Here is an 18,999-nt window from a genome sequence, read left to right on the forward strand (position 1 = left end):
ATTTAAGCCAATTTCTTTTAAATGATTTTAGATTCGATTAACGGTAAGATTTTAAAGTGTTTACAACAAAATGCTAGACTATCTAATGCAGAAATTGGAAGGCAAGTAGGTATAAGTTCCCCAGCAGTTTCAGAACGCATAAAAAAAATGGAAGATTTAGGTATTATAGAAGGCTATAACACTATTGTATCTCCGTATGAAATAGGTTACCAGTTTAAAGCGATAATAACTTTAAGAGCATTTATGGGTAAATTAAAACCGTTTTTAGAAAAAGTAAAAACTTATGATGAGGTTATTAATTGTTACCGAATAACTGGCGATGAAAATATAGTTATGGAAGTCGTATTAAAAAACCAAAAACATATGGAGTCTTTTATTGATCAACTTATAACTTATGGAGAATCAAAAACCCAAATTGTTTTATCTAGAGTTGTAAAACAGAAAGGGGTAACTCCAGTAAAATAAGTTGTTTTTTTTAAACTTAATAATTCAAATAATTCTGTTCCTTTTCTAAATTAATAAAAAAGAAACAGTTTTAGTTTATATCATAGAAGTTTAATGTTCTTTTTTAATTTTTAAATGATTTTTTAAAATAAATAGTAAAATGACACAGAATCCACCAATAACTGTTACCATGTACCATGTATTATCAAACCCCCAATTATCAACCATTTGCATACCAGCTTTGTGTCCAAAAATATGAGCAATAGAAAAAGCAATTGAGTATAAAGCCATGTATTCACCTTGATTTCCTTTTTTTGCTCGTTGCATTGCAAACGCATTTGAAAAAGGGAAAGCTATCATTTCTCCAATAGTCATTAAAAACATACCAATTATTAATATTCCAGACCAAGTTGTAATATTCAAAATAATAAAACTTGATGCAGTTAATATGGCACCTGCAATCATAAGTTCAGTTTTAGAAAACCTACTATTTTCTAACCATTTAATTAGTGGCATTTCTAATAAAAATATAATAAAACCGTTTGCACCTAAAAGTAAACCTATATCTAGTTCTGTTAAAGTATGTACTTCTCTATAATATATTGGCATTGAAGAGAAATATTGTAAAAATATAACACCAAATAAAAACATAGCTATTAAAAAAATAATGAAGGCCTTGTCTTTATAAGCAGAATCAGGATTTGTAACAATAATATCGTCTAAAACAGTAACTTTTTTAGGGTTTAAAACCATAAATAGAACAATAGTAGCTAAAATACAAGTAATACCATCTACCCAGAATAAGCCACTATATCCTAAAGTAGTTATTATTATACCGCCTACAGCAGGCCCAGCAGAAAACCCTAAATTTATTGCTAATCTAATAAGCGTTACGCTACGTGTTTTATTCTCAGGTTTACTATAGGCGCTTAAAGCTACAAACATGGCAGGACGAAACATATCGGCAACTAACATTACCAAAAATATACCTAAGCAAAGCGCATAAAATGTATTTAAGAATTGTAAAGCAATAAAAAGTACCCCTGTACTAACAAGGCTTCTAACCATAACTTTATAATAGCCAATAGTATCGGTTAATTTGCCACCAAGCCAAGATCCAGCCACAGAACCCAATCCAAAACACATCATTATTGTACCTACATTGCTTAAAGTGAATTTTAAATCTTCAGTTAAATACAAAGATAAAAACGGGATAACCATAGTTCCTGCTCTATTTATTAGAGTTATTAAGGCTAGCCACCATACTTCTTTAGAAAGACCTTTAAAAGTGTTTAAGTAATTATTAAATAAATTTTTCATGAGTTCTGTTTCTTCTGTTTTTTTACATGTATAATTAATTTGAGTTTTTTCTAAAAATAAAAAGTCCGACTATGAAGTCGGACTTTTTAATATTGTAATATTTTATATAAACATCACCACAATATATAACCAGCCCAACAACTTGTCTTTAAACAAGAGGTCCATTGCTTTCTATAAATTGAGACGTTATTACGCATTTTTATTTCTTTTTGATGCTCAAATCTAGTTAAAATAAATTTAACTTGTATTTTTACAATGATAAATTTTTATAATGAAGAAAATAATTTTAGTGTTAAGTATAAGCTTTTTACTGGTTTCATGCGGTAGTAGCTTTCAAAGTTTTTATAATAATCATAAAGCAGATATGGGTGCGACATCTTTTCAAGTACCTAATTTCATGAAAGCTGTATTAAGTAATATTTCACCTGAGGTAAAAAATGCTATTGGTAATATTTCAGATTTTAAATATATTAAGTTTGAAAATGTAAATGCATTAAAACGTCAAAGCCTCATTACAGAAATGAGTGCTATAACTAATAGAGGATTTACTGATGTTTTTAGAAAAAATGAACTAGATAATACACGTATTATTTCAGTAATTGAGTTAGGAGCTGTAGTTACAGATGCTATTATTTTTAATAGTACAGAAACCGAAACTACTGCTTATTATTTACAAGGTAATTTTGATCCAGATAAAATTAAATCATTTGCTGATGAGGAAACTTTTAATGCTTTTTCTACAGATTTGTTACAATCATACAATACCAATCTTAACCCATCCTTTAATCCCAATAATTAATGAAAAATCTACTAATTTGTACTTTAATTTTAACTTCGTTACTAAGTTGTGCGCAAGAAAAGCGAACCATAAAGGGTGAAACAGAATTTCAGAAAGAAATAAACGCAGATTATAAAGATGCAAGCAAATCTCCTTTGAAAGAAAAGGATAGAAAAAATTTTGAAGGCTTAGATTTTTTTAAGTTTGATTCTACTTATGTTGTTAAAGCTGATTTTATTAGAACTCCAAACGAAAAAGCTTTTAAAATGAAAACGACAACGAGTAGAAGACCAGTTTATGTTAAATATGGTGAATTAGCATTTAAATTAAAAGGAGAAAATTTTAAATTAAATGTTTACCAAAACCAAGATTTAATTAAGAAAGATGGTTATGAAAATTATTTATTCTTACCTTTTTTAGATGAAACTAATGGCCTAGAGAGTTATGGTGGTGGACGTTACATTGATACTAGAATTCCAGAAGGTGATACTATGGTAATTGATTTTAATAAGGCTTATAACCCTTATTGTGCCTATAACGATAAATATTCTTGCCCAATAGTACCAAGAAAAAATTATTTAAAAACTAGAGTAGAAGCTGGGGTTAAGGCTTTTGATAAGTATTGATTTTGTTTAAATTTTGGAAGATTTTAGTTTAGATAACTAGATAAATATACATTTATTGGATTAGAATATTCATAATTAATAATTAGTAACTTATCTCCATCTATGAATATATTACGTGCATTTTGATTTATTGAAATTGATTCTTTAAACGAAAAGTCAGAAGCGTTATAAATATTAATGTTAGAATCATTTTGTATTGAATATATAAAATCTCCGTCTATGCTTATCTTAAAATCAACAAAGCCTCCATTATTATTTAAAATTGTTTCACCATTCATTAGATTTTCTTTTGAATAAACTCTGCCGAAGCTCCCTTTTAATATAAAATTAGAATTGTCATTTGTTTCTAATAACACACCTTCACCTGCATTATATCCAATATCATATGAAATATAATTTCCGTTTAAATCAAAAGTATGTTCAATTGACTTCCAATCATTAGAAGATTGAGGGAAACTGACACACTTGATTTGATTAGTGTTCGTTTTATCATTATAAACAACAATTACTCCTTGGTGGGAAGTGGCTTTTATGTCGTTTTTTATCAACTTTAAAGAATTTCGATTGTATACTATTAATTTATTATCAAAACTCTTATTATTATAACTTATAAATAATAATCCATTTTTAGATTTTACGCTATATATTTTATCAGCATCTGGTATATTAATAGATGCTATTTCATCTAAAGTATCACCGCTTAAAATATATATTGTGTTTTCTGAAAGAAGATATAGTTCTGTTTTACTATTAAAATCTCCAGTTGAGTGTCTAGTACCACCTTCTAGATTATATAAACCTATTTCTTTTGTTTTAATTACTTCTTTTAGCTCATAGTTGTATGCAATTAGTTTAGAATCTGATTGATTTTCAAAAGAAAGTGAGAACATATAAATTATCTTACCCTTTTTATTATGAAGAGCCTGTTGTTGAATAAAATTCACTTCAAACATAAAATTTTTATTTGGAGTTTCTAAAATTTCACTATTGTCTTCGTTATCACTTACGCAATTTGATAAATTCAAAGACATTATAATTATGGTTATTAAGTTTAAATAATCTTTATATTTCATAGGCTGATCTTTATAAAATTGTCCAATGTTTTACTAATAAAAAATCGTTTTAATGTTTTATACCAAACGTTATAGGAAGTTATTTGAAAATTTTCACAAAGTCAAGGGATTACTTCACCAAGTACATCCCCGTAAAAACAGCTAAAAAACCAATAACAAAACTAGCAATAGTATAAATTGCAAAACTTGCAAAATCTCCAGATTTTAAAAACACATGATTTTCGTAAGCAAAGGTAGAGAATGTTGTAAAACCACCACAAAATCCTGTGGCTAGTAATAAAGTATGGCTTTGCGATAGTGAGTTGTTTTTGGCGGCTAGTCCTAAAATAATACCTATTAATAAACTTCCTAAAATATTAGCTGCAAACGTACCATAAGGAATACCTTTCTCTGCATTATTTAAATATTTTCCTATAATAAAACGTAAGCTGCTACCAAAACCACCTCCTAAAAAAACCAATAAGATATTTTTCATTTGTTATTTAATTGGGATATATATTTCTGTTATCCAATCTGCTGGATTTGGAAATTTACCAGGGTCGTTAGTGTAAATCTCAAAAGGTTTTAAATTGGATTGTTCAAGGTTATTCTTAGTAAGATAATCCATTGTAGCTTCCCAAGCTTCACTTAAATTGGTGTAATTTCCTTTTAATGTTGTTTTAATAACTTTTGTTTTTGGAGTATAACCACATAAAATTTCACTTGCATTATTAACATTTATTCTATCTCTTACAGGTATGGCATTACTCATTATAACACTTTCATTCTCAGCATTCATTTCATTATAAATAGTAAAAGGCATGCCATTAGAAATAATATTATTTTTAGCCATATAAGTCATAATTTCACCAAATTGTTTTCCAATTATTTGGCTAATATTAGCACTAGTAGCAGAGGTTGTTTTGTACATGTAAAATCCGCCTCCATATTCTGTTTCACCATTTATGTTAATAGTATAAACTTTCATGCTCTCTTGAACAATGCTATCTAATTTTTCTAAACTACGCTCATAATGAGGTGCAATTTGTTTTTCCATGCCACCCATAAAAGTAGCAAATGCTTTAAACCCAAAAGGCAAATCTTTTCCAGAAATAGTCCATGTAACATTAGTTATACCATCTTCATTTGGTGTGAAATCCCATGAAACATCAGAAGATGGAAAATCAGCAAATTGCATTTGTTGTGTTATAGATTTATTTGTAACAGTTTCTATATTTTTCATAGTCCCAACACCATCTTTATCTTGCCAAGTATAGGATCCGCCTATGCCAGAAGTTTGTTCAGGAAGAGTAATTTTCATATCCGGGTCAGCCTCTACCCAAGACGACCAAGCTTCCCAGTTTTTAAAATCAATAACATTGTTATAAATAACAGATGCAGGGGCTTTTATAGCTCTTGTTCTGCTTACTTCAAATTCGTTTGGCTGTACAGCAATATATATAGCAAGTCCTATAATCGCAATTAGTATTAAGAAAAAAATGTACTTTAAAGATTTCATTTAAATAAATTGAGAGATTTTAATAATCAAAGATAAACATTTTTAATTTTTTGATTAATAAATTATTACATTTGTTGAGCTCAAATTAAATTTTCGTTAGTAAAAAATTGTATTATCAATTAATTCAATAATTTTAAGGCTTTTTTGAGCAATTATTTATTTAATTATTAAAACATAATCATATACAAATGAAATTAAAATCAATCTTAACTTTAGTATGTATTACCACTATTCTGTTTGCCTGTGGTAATGATAAATCAAATAACAATCAAGATACTGTGGTTTCAAAAGAAACTGTATCATTTGATCATAATGTGGAGCAATTTGCAGATATTAAAGTATTGCGGTACCAAATTCCAGGATGGGAGCAACTGTCGTTAAAGGAACAAAAATTAGTTTACTACCTGGTACAAGCTGGTTTATCTGGAAGAGATATTATGTGGGACCAAAATTACAGGCATAATTTAACCATAAGAAAAGCTTTAGAGAATATCTTTACTAATTACAACGGTGATAAAACTGCAGATAATTGGAAGGCATTCGAAACTTATTTAAAACGTGTTTGGTTTAGTAATGGTATTCATCACCATTATTCAAATGATAAAATAAAACCAGAGTTTTCTTCAAATTATTTAAACGAGTTGTTGAAAGAAACTAATACCGTATTAGAAGGTGAAGCTTTTAGTGTACTTTTTAATGATGTAGATGCTAAAAAAGTAAATCAAGCTAAAAATGTAGATAACGTGGCGCTTTCTGCAATAAATTTTTATGGACCTAACGTTACTAATAAGGATGTTGAGCGTTTTTATAAAGCAAAGAAATCTCCAAATCCTAAAAAACCTTTATCGTATGGTTTAAACTCTCAATTAGTAAAAGAAAAAGGAGTATTAAAAGAGCGTGTTTATAAATCTGGTGGTTTATATGGAGAGGCCATAGACGAAATAATTAAATGGTTAGAATTAGCAAAGGGTGTTGCCGAAAACGAAGCTCAAGGAAATGCGTTAGGTTTACTAATTGATTATTATAAAACAGGCGATTTACAAACGTGGGACGATTATAATGTAGCATGGACAGCTGCTACAGCTGGTAATATTGATTATATTAATAGTTTTATTGAAGTATATAACGACCCGTTAGGGTATAGAGGTTCTTACGAAACAATCGTACAAATTAATGATTTTGATATGTCTCAAAAAATGAAGGTTGTGGCAGATAATGCGCAATGGTTTGAAGACAATTCGACTTTAATGGATGCTCATAAAAAGAAAAATGTTGTTGGTGTAACATATAAAGTAGTAAATGTAGCTGGAGAAGCTGGAGATGCTTCACCTAGCACACCAATTGGAGTTAATTTACCTAATGCTAATTGGATTCGAGCTGCAGTAGGAAGTAAATCGGTTTCATTAGGAAACATAACTAATGCCTATAATAATGCATCAAGTTCAGGACGTTTAAAAGAATTTGTACATGATGATGAAGAGTTGGAGTTAGAAGAAAAATATGGCCAGTTAGGAGACAAGTTACATACAGCCTTACACGAAGTTATTGGTCATGCATCTGGGCAATTAAACCCTGGTGTAGGAGAAACTAAAGAAACACTTAAAAATTATGCTTCTACATTAGAAGAAGGACGAGCAGATTTAGTTGCTTTATACTATTTGTATAATCCTAAACTTCAGGAATTAGGTTTAGTTGAAGACTGGAAGTCAGTTGGAAAAGCAACCTATGATGGGTATATACGTAATGGTTTAATGATGCAATTAATTCGTTTAAATTTAGGGGATGATGTTGAAGAGGCGCACATGCGTAATAGACAATGGATATCTGCTTGGGCTTTTGAAAAAGGACAAAAGGATAATGTTATAGAAAAGGTTGTACGTGATGGTAAAACATATTTTAATATTAATGATTATGAAAAACTTCACAATCTTTTTGGGCAATTATTACGTGAAACACAGCGTATTAAATCTGAAGGTGATTTTGCAGCTGTTGAAGCTTTAGTAGAAGGCTATGGAGTAAAAGTCGATCAAGCAATTCATGCAGAAATATTAGAGAGAAACAAGCAGTTTAAATCGGCACCTTACAGCGGATTTGTAAACCCTGTATTAGTAGCAGATAAAAATAAAGAAGGTGATATAACATCTATAAAAGTAACACAGCCAGAAACTTTTGCAGGACAAATGCTAAATTATAGTACAAATTATAGCTTTTTGCCTGAGGTAAATTAAGTGTTTTATAAAACAAGATAAAAAGCAGAATCTTAAATCAAGGTTCTGTTTTTTCGTTTACACTAAATACTAGTAGGATTAAATTAATTATAATTAGTGCGCTAATAATTAATATAATATTCATTTTTAGTATGGTTTAGTTATTTACTAGATGTATTAAGTGTAAAAAGGTTGCGTGTAAAACTTTGTTAAATTAAAAAAAAATTAGGGAGCCTAAATTAGTTAGTTAATATAACAAGAAGGATAGACCCTGTAATTTACTTAAAGAAAAATTTTATAGCAGAAATAAATAAAATAAAAGAAATAAAGGCAATTAAAATCCACACACTACCTTTATAAAAACGCTTGTGGATATTCAAATCTTTTCGGTACGTATAAGCTATAATTACAGCAAACACTATAAAGAATATAATTCCAAAAATGATTTGACCTTTACTAAACATATCATTATTTTTATGCAAATTTAATGAAAATGATGAGATTCCTATCTACTCAGGAATAACAAAAAAATAGAATTTATGAAAAACAAGATTGAAGCTGTTAAAGCATTTCACACCGCTTTTAAAATCGGACATAGAGAAACCCCTAAGGCAGATTTGGGTTTAGCTAAAAATATGTTGCGTTATAAATTAATGCGAGAAGAAAATGAAGAATATCTTGACGCAGCAAATAATAATGATTTAGTTGAGGTTGCAGATGCTTTAGGTGATATGCTTTATATTTTATGCGGTACCATTATAGAGCACGGTATGCAGCATAAAATTGAAGAAGTGTTTGAAGAAATACAACGTAGTAATATGAGTAAGTTAGGTGAGAATGGGCAGCCAATTTATCGTGAAGATGGCAAAGTACTAAAAGGCCCAAATTATTTTAAACCAAATATAGAAGCTATTTTAGAAAAATAGAAACTAAAAAAATTAATCATAAAAAAAGCGGCCATTTGGCTGCTTTTTTTATTCAATTATTTAACTTCATAACGCCAACCAAATGGGTCTTCAGTTTTATTAGTTTGTATATCTGTAATTCGTTTTTTTAAGAAACTAGCGTAAGTATCGTCAAGTTTAGGTAATTCATAATCTGCATCTTTATAACCAAAACCAGCAATAGGAGAAATTACTGCTGCTGTACCTGCTCCAAACATTTCTTTTAAAGAGCCATTTTTTGCAGCTTCAACAACTTCAGAAACCGTAATTTTTCTAACTTCAACATCAATACCTTCAGCTTTAGCAAGCTCAATAATACTTTTACGAGTAATACCATCAAGAATTCTATCGCTTGTAGGTCCAGTAATTAAAGTGTCATTAATGCGAATAAATATATTCATTGCCCCAGCCTCTTCAATATACTCGTGTGTGTTGTCATCGGTCCAAATGACTTGTTGGTAACCTTTCTCAATAGCTAATTGCGTTGGGTAAAACTGACCAGCATAGTTACCACCAGCCTTAGCAAAACCAACACCACCATTAGCAGAACGCGAATATTTCTCTTCAATTAAAACTCTAACTTCTCCAGCAAAATAAGCCCCAGAAGGTGCAGTACAAATAATAAATTTATATTCATCAGCAGGAGATGCATGAAAACCATTACCAGAAGCAAATACAAATGGTCTTATATATAACGAGCTTCCATCTTTTTTAGGAATCCATTCTTGGTCAACCTCTAAAAGCGCCTTTAAACCATCCATAAAATAGTTTTCAGGTAATTCTGGAATTGCTAAACGCTTAGCCGAAATATTTAATCGCTTAAAATTTTCTAATGGTCTAAATAACCAGACATTTTCATCTACATCTTTATAAGCTTTCATGCCTTCAAAAATAGACTGTCCATAATGAAAAATTTTAGCCGATGGATCCAACACAATAGGTTGGTAAGGCATCACCTTTGGGGCTTGCCATTTTCCGTCTTTAAAATTGCATTCTAACATATGGTCAGAAAAAACACTTCCAAACTTTAAGTTGTCAAAATCTACCTCGTTAATTTTCGAGTTTTTCGTCTTTATAATCTCAATGTCGTTGATTATAGAATTCATATACCAAGTTATTTGTTAATACAAATTTAAATAAAAACGTTTTTAAAAAAGCGGTATATTTACACAAATCCAATAAAATCGAAATATTTGTGCTATGAGGTCAATTTCTTTAGTAATAATGTGCGTTTTCATGTTAATTTCTTGCAATAATAAAAACAAGGAAAAGGTTAAAAATACCGAAAAACAAGAAAAGATAGAATATGCATCATTTGGAGAAACCATAATTCCTAACGATGCTATTGCGGCAACCTCTATGGCTGCACATTTTAAAACCATGAAAAGTGGTGATAGTATTAACTCTAAAATTATTGCAACGGTAAACGATGTTTGTCAAGCCAAAGGCTGTTGGATGCGTTTAAAACTAGACAACGAAAACGAAGTAATGGTTAAATTTAAAGACTACGGTTTTTTTGTACCTAAAGATATTAAGGGCAAGCAGGTAATTGTAAACGGAAAAGCATATGTAACCGAGGTTTCTATTGATGAGCAACGTCATTATGCCGAAGATGCTGGTAAAACTGCCGAAGAAATAGCAAGTATAAACCAACCTAAAAAAACATATTCTTTCGAGGCAGATGGTGTGTTAGTAGCGCAATAAAAAAATCATTATAACTTTTAAGTGTTGGGCGTTACCACAAGGGTCGGGCTATACATTTCAAGTCCTCGTTCGTGCCTCGCTGTGGGCTTTCCATTACTATCCCTAACGCAAAAAAGAACTAAGTTTTAAATATCTAATTATAAATCATGAAACGTGAAATCATCATCACCGCAGATGGTTCAACAACCATTCAAATTCCAGAGTGGAACGAGCAATACCATTCAAAACATGGTGCTATCCAAGAAGCTAATCATGTATTTGTAAAACATGGTTTGCATCACTTTTGGAATAAAGAATTAAATCCTAAAAAAGACTTAAAATCTTATAATACATCAATCTTAGAAATAGGATTTGGCACAGGGTTAAATGCATTTATTACACTTCTTGAAGCCCAAAAAGCAGAACTAAATATAAATTATTGTGGAGTCGAAGCCTACCCTGTATCAGAAAATGAAATAAAGGCATTGAATTATACAGACTCATTAAAAGTAGAAAATAGTGAAAACCTGTTTCAAAAACTTCATGAAACAAGTTGGGAAGAAAAACATATAATAACACACAATTTCACTTTATTAAAACAGCAACAGCTATTCTCAGAAATAAACGATATTGAATTTTATGATATTATTTATTTTGATGCTTTTGGGGCTAGGGTTCAACCCGAATTATGGACAGAAACCATTTTTGAAATTATGTATAAAGCTTTAAAGCCAAAAGGAATATTAGTAACCTATTCTGCAAAAGGTAGCGTACGTAGAGCCATGCAAGCAGTTGGCTTTACGGTAGAACGACTTCCTGGGCCACCGGGTAAAAGAGAAATGTTGAGAGCTATAAAATAGTTTATTCCATTTTTTCAATAAAAAATCTTTAACCTTTCTGTTAAACCTAATATAAAATCATAGCTAGACCTATAACCGTTTTGTAACTTTATAAAAAAAAGAAAATGCGTGTTTTAATCACAGGAGCGACAGGACTAATTGGAAGTGAGATTGTTAAACTTTGTCATGAAAAAGATATAAAAGTTAACTACTTAACAACCAGTAAATCTAAACTCGTTCAAGAAGAAAATTATAAAGGTTTCTATTGGAATCCAAAAGAAAAAGAAATTGATTCAAAATGTTTTAAAAATGTTCATGCTATCATACATTTAGCAGGGGCAACGGTATCTAAACGTTGGACAACTAATTATAAAAATGAGATTTTATCTAGCCGTACAGAAACTACAGCGTTATTAATTAATACGCTAAAAGAAATAAATCACAATGTAAAACAAGTCGTTTCGGCTAGTGCTATTGGTATTTATCCAGATTCTTTAACTAATTATTACGACCAATTTCATGATGAAATAAGTACATCCTTTTTAGGACAAGTTGTTTCCGTTTGGGAAGAGGCTGTAAATGAGTTTTCAAAACTTAACATTACTGTTTCAAAAATAAGAATAGGGTTAGTTTTATCAAATAAAGGAGGTGCTTTAACAGAGATAGTAAAACCTATAAAATTTGGTTTAGGAGCCGCATTTGGTAGTGGTAAACAATGGCAGTCATGGATTCATATTCACGATTTAGCAAATATGTTTTTATATGTTTTAAAAAATGAACTTTCTGGCGTTTATAATGGCGTTGCACCTAATCCTGTTTCTAATAGTGAATTAACAAAAACAGCTGCTAGCGTTTTAAAAAAACCTCTGTTTATGCCTAATATTCCTAAATTTTTTATGAAATTGGTTTTAGGAGAGATGCATATTTTATTATTTGAGAGCCAACGCGTATGCTCAAAAAAAATAGTAGAGAATAAATTTTCTTTTACATATAATTATTTAGAACCCGCTTTAAAGGATTTACTTAAAACTTAATTATTAGGTCGCTATTCATTACAGTTGTTAAAAATATAATTCTCTCTAAATAAAACAGTAGTGCCATTTTGAGATACTAAATCTACTACATTTCCATCGCATTTAAAATTAGGAATAGCTCTTAAAAAATTCCCAAAGTTTAAATCTATAACTAGTTCATCATCAACATTAGTCCAGGTGTTAGGGTTTGGAATTGCAGAATCTAAACCATCAAAATTACCATCTGTACTGTAAATAGTGTATCTCAAATCATTTGTAAACTCGTACATTACAGTATCTTCAAAATCTACTACATGCCATCTGCCTATAATTGTGTTATCTTTTATTGATTTATTGTCATCATTATTAGAACAGCTAATAGATAAAACTATTAAAATTAGTATTAATATATTTTTTCTCATTGGGCTTTTTTTACTAAATATAGCTAATTAAGTTTATCTAAATATTTTCAGGTACTTATAAATAAAAAAACCACCTTGTTTTCACAAGATGGTTTTCAAAAATAACTAGTTTTTATTAATTAAGACTGCGCAGCAGCTTTAACTACAACTTTTAATTCCATATCATCATTAATAAATTTATCTCCTAAATTATCAAATATAGATTTAGAACCATATTGTACATTCCATTTAGTTCTATCAATAGTAAATGTTTCACTAGTAAGAGTTATAGTTCCATTCTCATTAGTTACAGTTACAGGAAATGTGACATTATTTTTAGCATCTTTAAGCGCTAAGTTTCCAGAAAGCATCGTTTTACCTTCAACCGTTTCTAAACCAGTAATTGTAAAACCTGCACTTGGATATTTTTCAACATCAAAAAAGTCAGCACCTTTCAAATGACCCGCAAGTTTTGCATTTCCTTTATCATCTGCAGGTATATCTAAAACAGTAATAGAATTCATGTCAATTATAAAAGAACCACCAACTATATTACCATTGGCAACATCTAAAACGCCACGCTCAATAGAAATAGTTCCGTTATGCGATCCTGTTGGTTTAAAACCTTTCCATTCTATGGTTGAGGTACTAGTATTTACAGCAAATGATTGCGAGTTTACTGTTTCTTCAACGGCTTCAGCAGCAGTAGTTGTAGCTTCTTTTGCTTTGTCTTTACATCCTGTTACAGATATCATTAAAGCTGTAATAAATAAAATTGTTACAAAATTCTTTTTCATTTTAAAATATTTTAGTGTTTATCTTGTAAAATTAGTCAATAGTAACTGAAAAAAAAATTAAAATTATTTAATGACATTATGACATTTTTATAATATTGGCAGTACTTTTGCCAACTTAAATTTAAGATTGAAAAAAATTGAATTTACCATGAGTAAAAAAGATAAAAACGAATTAGAGAACGAACAAGTAGAATCTAATCAAGCCGAAACGGTTGAAGCTGAAGAACAGGTTGTTGAAGAACAAACCAATGAGGAAAAACTAGAAGCTGAAGTAAAGCAAGAAAAAGATAAGTTTTTAAGATTATTTGCAGAGTTCGAAAATTATAAAAGACGTACAGCAAAAGAGCGTATTGAATTATTTTCAACAGCTAGTGAAGATGTAATGAAAACATTATTACCCGTTTTAGATGATTTTGAACGTGCATTAACACATATTGAAGACGATAAAGAAGCTGAAGAGTTACGAAAAGGCGTGTTATTAATTTATCAAAAATTAATAAAAACATTAGAACTTAAAGGTTTAAAACCAATGGAAGTGAATAAAGGGGATGTTTTTAATGCTGACAATCATGAAGCAATAACTCAAATTCCAGCTCCTAACGATGACATGAAAGGTAAAATTATAGACATCGTTGAAAAAGGATATCTTTTAGGAGAAAAAGTAATTCGTTTTCCAAAAGTAGTTATAGGGCAATAAAATTAAGACATGGCTAAAAGAGATTATTACGAGGTATTAGGTATAAGTAAAGGCGCGAGTGCTGCAGAAATTAAAAAAGCTTACAGAAAAAGAGCTATTGAATTTCATCCTGATAAAAATCCAGATGATAAAAGCGCAGAAGCTAAATTTAAAGAAGCAGCTGAAGCATACGAAATATTAAGTGACGACAATAAAAAAGCACGTTACGATCAATATGGTCATCAAGCCTTCGAGAATGGCGGTGGCGGTTTTGGTGGCGGTGGCATGAATATGGATGACATATTCAGTCAGTTTGGCGACATATTTGGTGGTGGCGGTTTTGGCGGCGGTTTCTCTGGTTTTGGAGGTGGCGGTGGCCAACGTCGTGTTAAAGGGAGTAACCTGCGTATTCGTGTTAAGTTAACTTTAGAGGAAATAGCTACTGGCGTTGAAAAGAAAGTAAAAGTAAAACGTAAAGTTCAAGCACCTGGTACTACCTATAAAACTTGTTCTACTTGTAATGGTTCTGGACAAGTAACACGTATAGCAAATACTATTTTAGGTAGAATGCAAACGTCTGCACCGTGTAATGTGTGTGGTGGCGCAGGACAAACAATTGATAAAAAGCCAAATGATGCAGATGCACAAGGGTTAAAAGTTGCTGAAGAAACCGTATCAATAAAAATACCTGCAGGTGTTGTTGATGGTATGCAACTTAAAGTCTCAGGAAAAGGTAACGAAGCACCAGGAAATGGTATTTCGGGAGATTTAATTGTTGTTATTGAAGAAGAAGTACACAATAAATTGCAACGTGAGGGTGATAATTTACACTATGATTTATATGTAAGTTTTCCTGATGCTGTTTTAGGAACTTCAAAAGAAATAGATACAGTTACTGGTAAAGTGCGTATAAAGGTTGAAGCTGGCGTGCAATCTGGTAAAATTTTGCGCTTACGCGGAAAAGGAATACCAAGTATAAATGGTTACGGTAAAGGTGATTTATTAGTGCATGTAAATGTTTGGACACCTAAAACCCTTAATAAACAACAAAAAGAGTTTTTTGAAACAATGCAGGAAGATGAGCATTTTTCACCAAAACCAGAAAGTTCAGATAAATCATTCTTTGAGAAAGTAAAAGATATGTTTTCGTAAATAAACTTTATAAGTTTTACAAAAAATCCGCTTTTAAAGCGGATTTTTTTTTGCTCCAAAACAAGAAAATTAACAGTTTTGCTATTAGTAAAGAAAAAAAAACTATATTTGAATATCACTAATTTATTTTAGTGATAATTTTTCTTTTTCATAGCAATTTTTTTCCCATCCTTAATTTTATTAAGGGTGGGTTTTGTTTTTTTAGAGGATTAATTCATTAAAAAACATAAATTTTTAAATCATAATTATTACTTAAAGCATTAAGTTTCTAGACTAAACATTTAATATATTTACCATTCAGAAGTAATTAAAAAATCTACATGAATAACTTGCTTGAAGTTAATAATGTTTCTAAATATTTCGGAGCTTTTAAAGCTTTAAATGATGTGTCAATAACCATTCCTAAAGGAAGTATATTTGGTTTGCTTGGTCCTAATGGGGCAGGAAAAACAACACTTATACGGGTTATTAATCAAATAACTATGCCAGATCAAGGTACCGTTATTTTGGATGGAGAACCACTTAGCCAAAAACATATTATGGATATTGGTTATCTGCCAGAAGAGCGAGGTTTATATAAATCAATGAAAGTTGGTGAACAAGCCATTTACTTAGCCCAATTAAAAGGATTAAGTAAGGCAGAAGCAAAAAAACGATTAAAATATTGGTTTGATCGTTTAGAAATAGGTGACTGGTGGAACAAAAAAATTCAGGAACTATCAAAAGGTATGGCCCAAAAAATACAATTTGTAGTTACGGTGCTACATGAACCTAAATTGTTAATTTTTGATGAGCCATTTTCAGGATTCGATCCTATAAATGCCAATTTAATTAAAGACGAAATTTTACGACTACGAGAAAACGGAGCAACAGTTATTTTTTCTACTCACAGAATGGAATCGGTTGAAGAGTTGTGCGACGATATAGCTTTAATTCATAAGTCAAATAAAATATTAGATGGAAAATTAGTCGATGTAAAACGCCAATACAAAATTAATACTTACCAAGTAGGAATTAGAGCAAATAACCAATCTGAACTGGAAAAACAATTGTCTGAAAAGTTTAAAGTATCAAAAGCCAATTTTAAAACTTTAGAGGATGAACTTAAGTTGAATATCAAACTTCAGGAAGGTGAAAATCCTAATGATTTATTAAGTTATTTAACCTCAAAAGGGTCAATATCTCATTTTGTAGAGCTTATTCCAAGTGTAAACGATATTTTTATTCAAGCTGTTAAGAGTAACTAGATTATGAACCATTTACCACTTATTATAAAACGCGAATATTTAACTAAGGTTAAAAACAAGTCGTTTATTGTAATGACTTTTTTGAGCCCGATAATATTTATAGCATTTATAGCTATTGTGGCTTATTTGGCACAAATGAATAATGATAAAACACGAGTGGTATCTATTTTAGACGAATCTGGATTAATTAAAGATGTTTTTAAAAATTCTGAAAACACGTCTTATAATTATCTTGAAGGCATGTCGCTTAACGATGCTAAAATGTTAGTACAAGAAAGCGAAGGGTATGGGTTATTATATATTTCTGAAGTGTCAGAAGAACATTTAAATTCAAAAAATATTACATTTTATTCTGAAGAATCACCATCGTTAACATTGATTTCAGCTTTAGAAAGTGAAATTCAATCAGAATTAACCCTTCAAAATAGAATAAAAGAAGGTATAGATGTAGAAAAGTTAAAAGCTTCAATAGTAAGTATTGATATTAATCAAGAAAGTTTTGAAGGCGAAAAAACATCGAAAGTTGATAGTGTTGTAAAACTAATTTTTGGTGGTGCCGCAGGATATTTACTTTTTATGTTTATTATAATTTATGGAAACATGATAATGCGTAGCGTTATTGAAGAAAAAACGAGTAGAATTATAGAAGTAATTATCTCTTCTGTAAAACCAGTACAATTAATGCTTGGTAAAATTATTGGCACCTCATTAGCAGGGATCACACAATTTGTTGTTTGGATTATTTTAGGAGGTGTTTTAATGACAGTAGCCTCATTAATTCTTGGTATTGATATTTCACAAATGCAAACACCACAGCAGCAGTTGGTAGAACAAGCTATGGAGAATCCAGAAATAAATATGCAAATTCAAAACATATTTACAGCGTTTTTTAATTTGCCCTTAGCCAATTTAATTATTGCTTTTATATTATTCTTTATATGTGGTTATTTACTATATAGTTCATTTTATGCAGCTATAGGAGCAGCTGTTGATAATGAAACAGATACACAACAATTTATGTTACCAATAATTTTACCACTTGTATTGGCAGTTTATATTGGTATCTTTACTGTTATTGAGGATCCGCATGGAACAGTTTCAACAATATTTTCGTTTGTACCATTAACATCGCCTGTTGTAATGCTTATGCGAATTCCTTTTGGTGTACCTCTTTGGCAACAAATTTTGTCATTACTAATATTAATAGGCACATTTATGCTTACAGTTTGGTTTGCTGCAAAAATATATCGCGTTGGTATTTTAATGTATGGCAAAAAGCCGAGTTATAAAGAACTAATAAAATGGATTAAATATTAATATGCAAGATCATGTAAAAGACCAACTTGAAGATCAAGTTAATAAAGTAGAGCATGCAATAACTGAAAGTACCTTATGGGAAAAGTTAGGAGATTTGCTTGAATATAAAATTATTGATTTTACATCTGGAACAGGAGATAATGCTCATGATATAGTACTAAAAGTAAAGTATTTATTATTAGTTGCATTTGTCTTAATAGCCACTACATATCTTTTAAAATGGGTTAGGCGTTTGGTAACTAAACATATGCCTGCAGATGATAAAGCAAAATTTACAACTGTTTTTTCTTTTGCCAGATGGATAATTTATTTAATTGTTATACTAGTTGTTTTTGATTCTATTGGAGTTAATGTTACCGCTATATTTGCAGCTTCAGCAGCATTGTTAATAGGTGTTGGTTTAGCATTACAAACCCTTTTTCAAGATATTATTTCTGGTATATTTATTTTAATTGATCAATCTGTTCATGTGGGAGATATTATTGAAATTGATGGCAAAGTAGGAAGAGTAGATGAGATAAAATTAAGAACAACACGTGCTGTAACAATTGATAATAAAGTTTTAGTTATACCAAACCATTTATATTTGGAGAATAGCTTATATAACTGGACTCAAAATGGTTCTAGTACAAGAGAATCTGTAATGGTTGGTGTTGCTTATGGAAGCGATATTCAATTGGTTAAAAAACTTTTAATTCAAGCAGCTAGTACAAACCCTAGTGTATTAAGTGAGCCCGAACCAACCGTTGTTTTTACAGATTTTGGAGAAAGTTCACTAGATTTTAAAATTGTATTTACCATTAACGATAGTTTTAAGGCACAATTTCCTAAAAGTGAAATTCGTTTTGAAATTGATAGATTATTTAGAGAAAATAATATCACGATTCCTTTCCCTCAAAGAGATGTTCATGTTTATAAAAGCTAAAAATTATTAGTAAAGTTTTCTATTTGTGTTAATTTAAATAGTAATAGCATTAACTTTAA

At 30.2% G+C, this 18,999-nt stretch carries 20 protein-coding genes; 13 read left to right on the forward strand and 7 right to left on the reverse strand.

Annotated features, from left to right (window positions below):
• Positions 1-21: 21 nt before the first annotated feature.
• On the forward strand, positions 22-465 hold the full coding sequence (locus Q0842_RS09050; RefSeq protein WP_298497139.1) for an Lrp/AsnC family transcriptional regulator: 444 nt from the start codon (positions 22-24) through the stop codon (positions 463-465).
• 90 nt (positions 466-555) lie between these two features.
• On the opposite strand, the gene Q0842_RS09055 is transcribed toward Q0842_RS09050, so the two are convergent.
• Complete coding sequence (locus Q0842_RS09055; protein WP_298497142.1) at positions 556-1,764, reverse strand: MFS transporter; 1,209 nt, start codon at positions 1,762-1,764, stop codon at positions 556-558.
• Positions 1,765-2,035: 271 nt separating this feature from the next.
• On the opposite strand from Q0842_RS09055, the gene Q0842_RS09060 reads away from it, so the two are divergent.
• Together Q0842_RS09060 and Q0842_RS09065 are read left to right on the forward strand one after the other, a co-directional pair.
• On the forward strand, positions 2,036-2,563 hold the full coding sequence (locus tag Q0842_RS09060; RefSeq protein ID WP_298497144.1) for a DUF4252 domain-containing protein: 528 nt from the start codon (positions 2,036-2,038) through the stop codon (positions 2,561-2,563).
• Positions 2,563-3,168 carry a DUF1684 domain-containing protein gene (locus Q0842_RS09065; protein ID WP_298497147.1) on the forward strand — a complete coding sequence of 202 codons (606 nt, stop codon included), beginning with the start codon at positions 2,563-2,565 and terminating at the stop codon, positions 3,166-3,168. The genes Q0842_RS09060 and Q0842_RS09065 overlap by 1 nt, the downstream gene beginning before the upstream one ends.
• Positions 3,169-3,191: 23 nt before the next feature.
• Here Q0842_RS09065 and Q0842_RS09070 read toward each other — a convergent pair whose 3' ends face one another.
• The 3 genes from Q0842_RS09070 to Q0842_RS09080 all read right to left on the reverse strand — a co-directional run bounded on the left by Q0842_RS09070 (position 3,192) and on the right by Q0842_RS09080 (position 5,739).
• Positions 3,192-4,241, reverse strand: a complete 1,050-nt coding sequence (locus tag Q0842_RS09070; protein ID WP_298497149.1) for a hypothetical protein — start codon at positions 4,239-4,241, stop codon at positions 3,192-3,194.
• 109 nt (positions 4,242-4,350) lie between these two features.
• Positions 4,351-4,716 (reverse strand): fluoride efflux transporter CrcB, encoded by a 366-nt coding sequence (gene crcB, locus Q0842_RS09075; protein WP_298497151.1) that lies wholly within the window; start codon positions 4,714-4,716, stop codon positions 4,351-4,353.
• 3 nt (positions 4,717-4,719) lie between these two features.
• On the reverse strand, positions 4,720-5,739 hold the full coding sequence (locus tag Q0842_RS09080; RefSeq protein ID WP_298497154.1) for a GyrI-like domain-containing protein: 1,020 nt from the start codon (positions 5,737-5,739) through the stop codon (positions 4,720-4,722).
• A gap of 188 nt (positions 5,740-5,927) precedes the next feature.
• Here Q0842_RS09080 and Q0842_RS09085 point away from each other — a divergent pair, with 188 nt between their 5' ends.
• A complete protein-coding gene (locus tag Q0842_RS09085) occupies positions 5,928-7,967 on the forward strand; it encodes a dihydrofolate reductase (RefSeq protein WP_298497156.1) in 2,040 nt (679 codons plus the stop codon).
• 518 nt (positions 7,968-8,485) lie between these two features.
• On the forward strand, positions 8,486-8,872 hold the full coding sequence (locus tag Q0842_RS09095) for a nucleoside triphosphate pyrophosphohydrolase family protein (protein ID WP_298497163.1): 387 nt from the start codon (positions 8,486-8,488) through the stop codon (positions 8,870-8,872).
• Positions 8,873-8,928: 56 nt separating this feature from the next.
• On the opposite strand, the gene Q0842_RS09100 is transcribed toward Q0842_RS09095, so the two are convergent.
• The gene (locus Q0842_RS09100; protein ID WP_298497166.1) at positions 8,929-9,996 is read right to left on the reverse strand and encodes a branched-chain amino acid aminotransferase; all 1,068 of its coding nucleotides are present in this window, start codon (positions 9,994-9,996) and stop codon (positions 8,929-8,931) included.
• A 130-nt stretch (positions 9,997-10,126) separates the two neighbouring features.
• Here Q0842_RS09100 and Q0842_RS09105 point away from each other — a divergent pair, with 130 nt between their 5' ends.
• From Q0842_RS09105 to Q0842_RS09115, 3 genes are all read left to right on the forward strand, one after another.
• A complete protein-coding gene (locus tag Q0842_RS09105; RefSeq protein ID WP_298497169.1) occupies positions 10,127-10,594 on the forward strand; it encodes a DUF4920 domain-containing protein in 468 nt (155 codons plus the stop codon).
• 146 nt (positions 10,595-10,740) lie between these two features.
• Positions 10,741-11,433 (forward strand): tRNA (5-methylaminomethyl-2-thiouridine)(34)-methyltransferase MnmD, encoded by a 693-nt coding sequence (gene mnmD / locus Q0842_RS09110; protein WP_298497170.1) that lies wholly within the window; start codon positions 10,741-10,743, stop codon positions 11,431-11,433.
• A 104-nt stretch (positions 11,434-11,537) separates the two neighbouring features.
• Positions 11,538-12,446, forward strand: coding sequence for a TIGR01777 family oxidoreductase (locus Q0842_RS09115; protein ID WP_298497173.1), 909 nt, complete (start codon positions 11,538-11,540; stop codon positions 12,444-12,446).
• An 11-nt stretch (positions 12,447-12,457) separates the two neighbouring features.
• Here the strand turns inward: Q0842_RS09115 and Q0842_RS09120 are convergent, their stop codons facing one another.
• On the reverse strand, positions 12,458-12,847 hold the full coding sequence (locus tag Q0842_RS09120; protein WP_298497175.1) for a hypothetical protein: 390 nt from the start codon (positions 12,845-12,847) through the stop codon (positions 12,458-12,460).
• 119 nt (positions 12,848-12,966) lie between these two features.
• A complete protein-coding gene (locus Q0842_RS09125) occupies positions 12,967-13,623 on the reverse strand; it encodes a YceI family protein (protein ID WP_298497178.1) in 657 nt (218 codons plus the stop codon).
• Positions 13,624-13,771: 148 nt separating this feature from the next.
• Here Q0842_RS09125 and Q0842_RS09130 point away from each other — a divergent pair, with 148 nt between their 5' ends.
• The 5 genes from Q0842_RS09130 (at position 13,772) to Q0842_RS09150 (ending at position 18,940) form a co-directional block, all read left to right on the forward strand.
• Entirely contained in the window at positions 13,772-14,320 is a 549-nt protein-coding gene (locus Q0842_RS09130; protein WP_298497180.1) for a nucleotide exchange factor GrpE, read from the forward strand.
• A gap of 9 nt (positions 14,321-14,329) precedes the next feature.
• A complete protein-coding gene (gene dnaJ, locus Q0842_RS09135) occupies positions 14,330-15,451 on the forward strand; it encodes a molecular chaperone DnaJ (RefSeq protein ID WP_298497182.1) in 1,122 nt (373 codons plus the stop codon).
• 320 nt (positions 15,452-15,771) lie between these two features.
• A complete protein-coding gene (locus tag Q0842_RS09140; protein ID WP_298497185.1) occupies positions 15,772-16,698 on the forward strand; it encodes an ABC transporter ATP-binding protein in 927 nt (308 codons plus the stop codon).
• 3 nt (positions 16,699-16,701) lie between these two features.
• The gene (locus Q0842_RS09145; protein ID WP_298497187.1) at positions 16,702-18,015 is read left to right on the forward strand and encodes an ABC transporter permease; all 1,314 of its coding nucleotides are present in this window, start codon (positions 16,702-16,704) and stop codon (positions 18,013-18,015) included.
• A gap of 1 nt (position 18,016) precedes the next feature.
• Positions 18,017-18,940 (forward strand): mechanosensitive ion channel domain-containing protein, encoded by a 924-nt coding sequence (locus tag Q0842_RS09150; protein ID WP_298497188.1) that lies wholly within the window; start codon positions 18,017-18,019, stop codon positions 18,938-18,940.
• The last annotated feature ends 59 nt before the right edge of the window (positions 18,941-18,999 follow it).

This window comes from uncultured Algibacter sp., assembly GCF_947495675.1.
Classification (GTDB): Bacteria; Bacteroidota; Bacteroidia; order Flavobacteriales; family Flavobacteriaceae; genus Algibacter_B.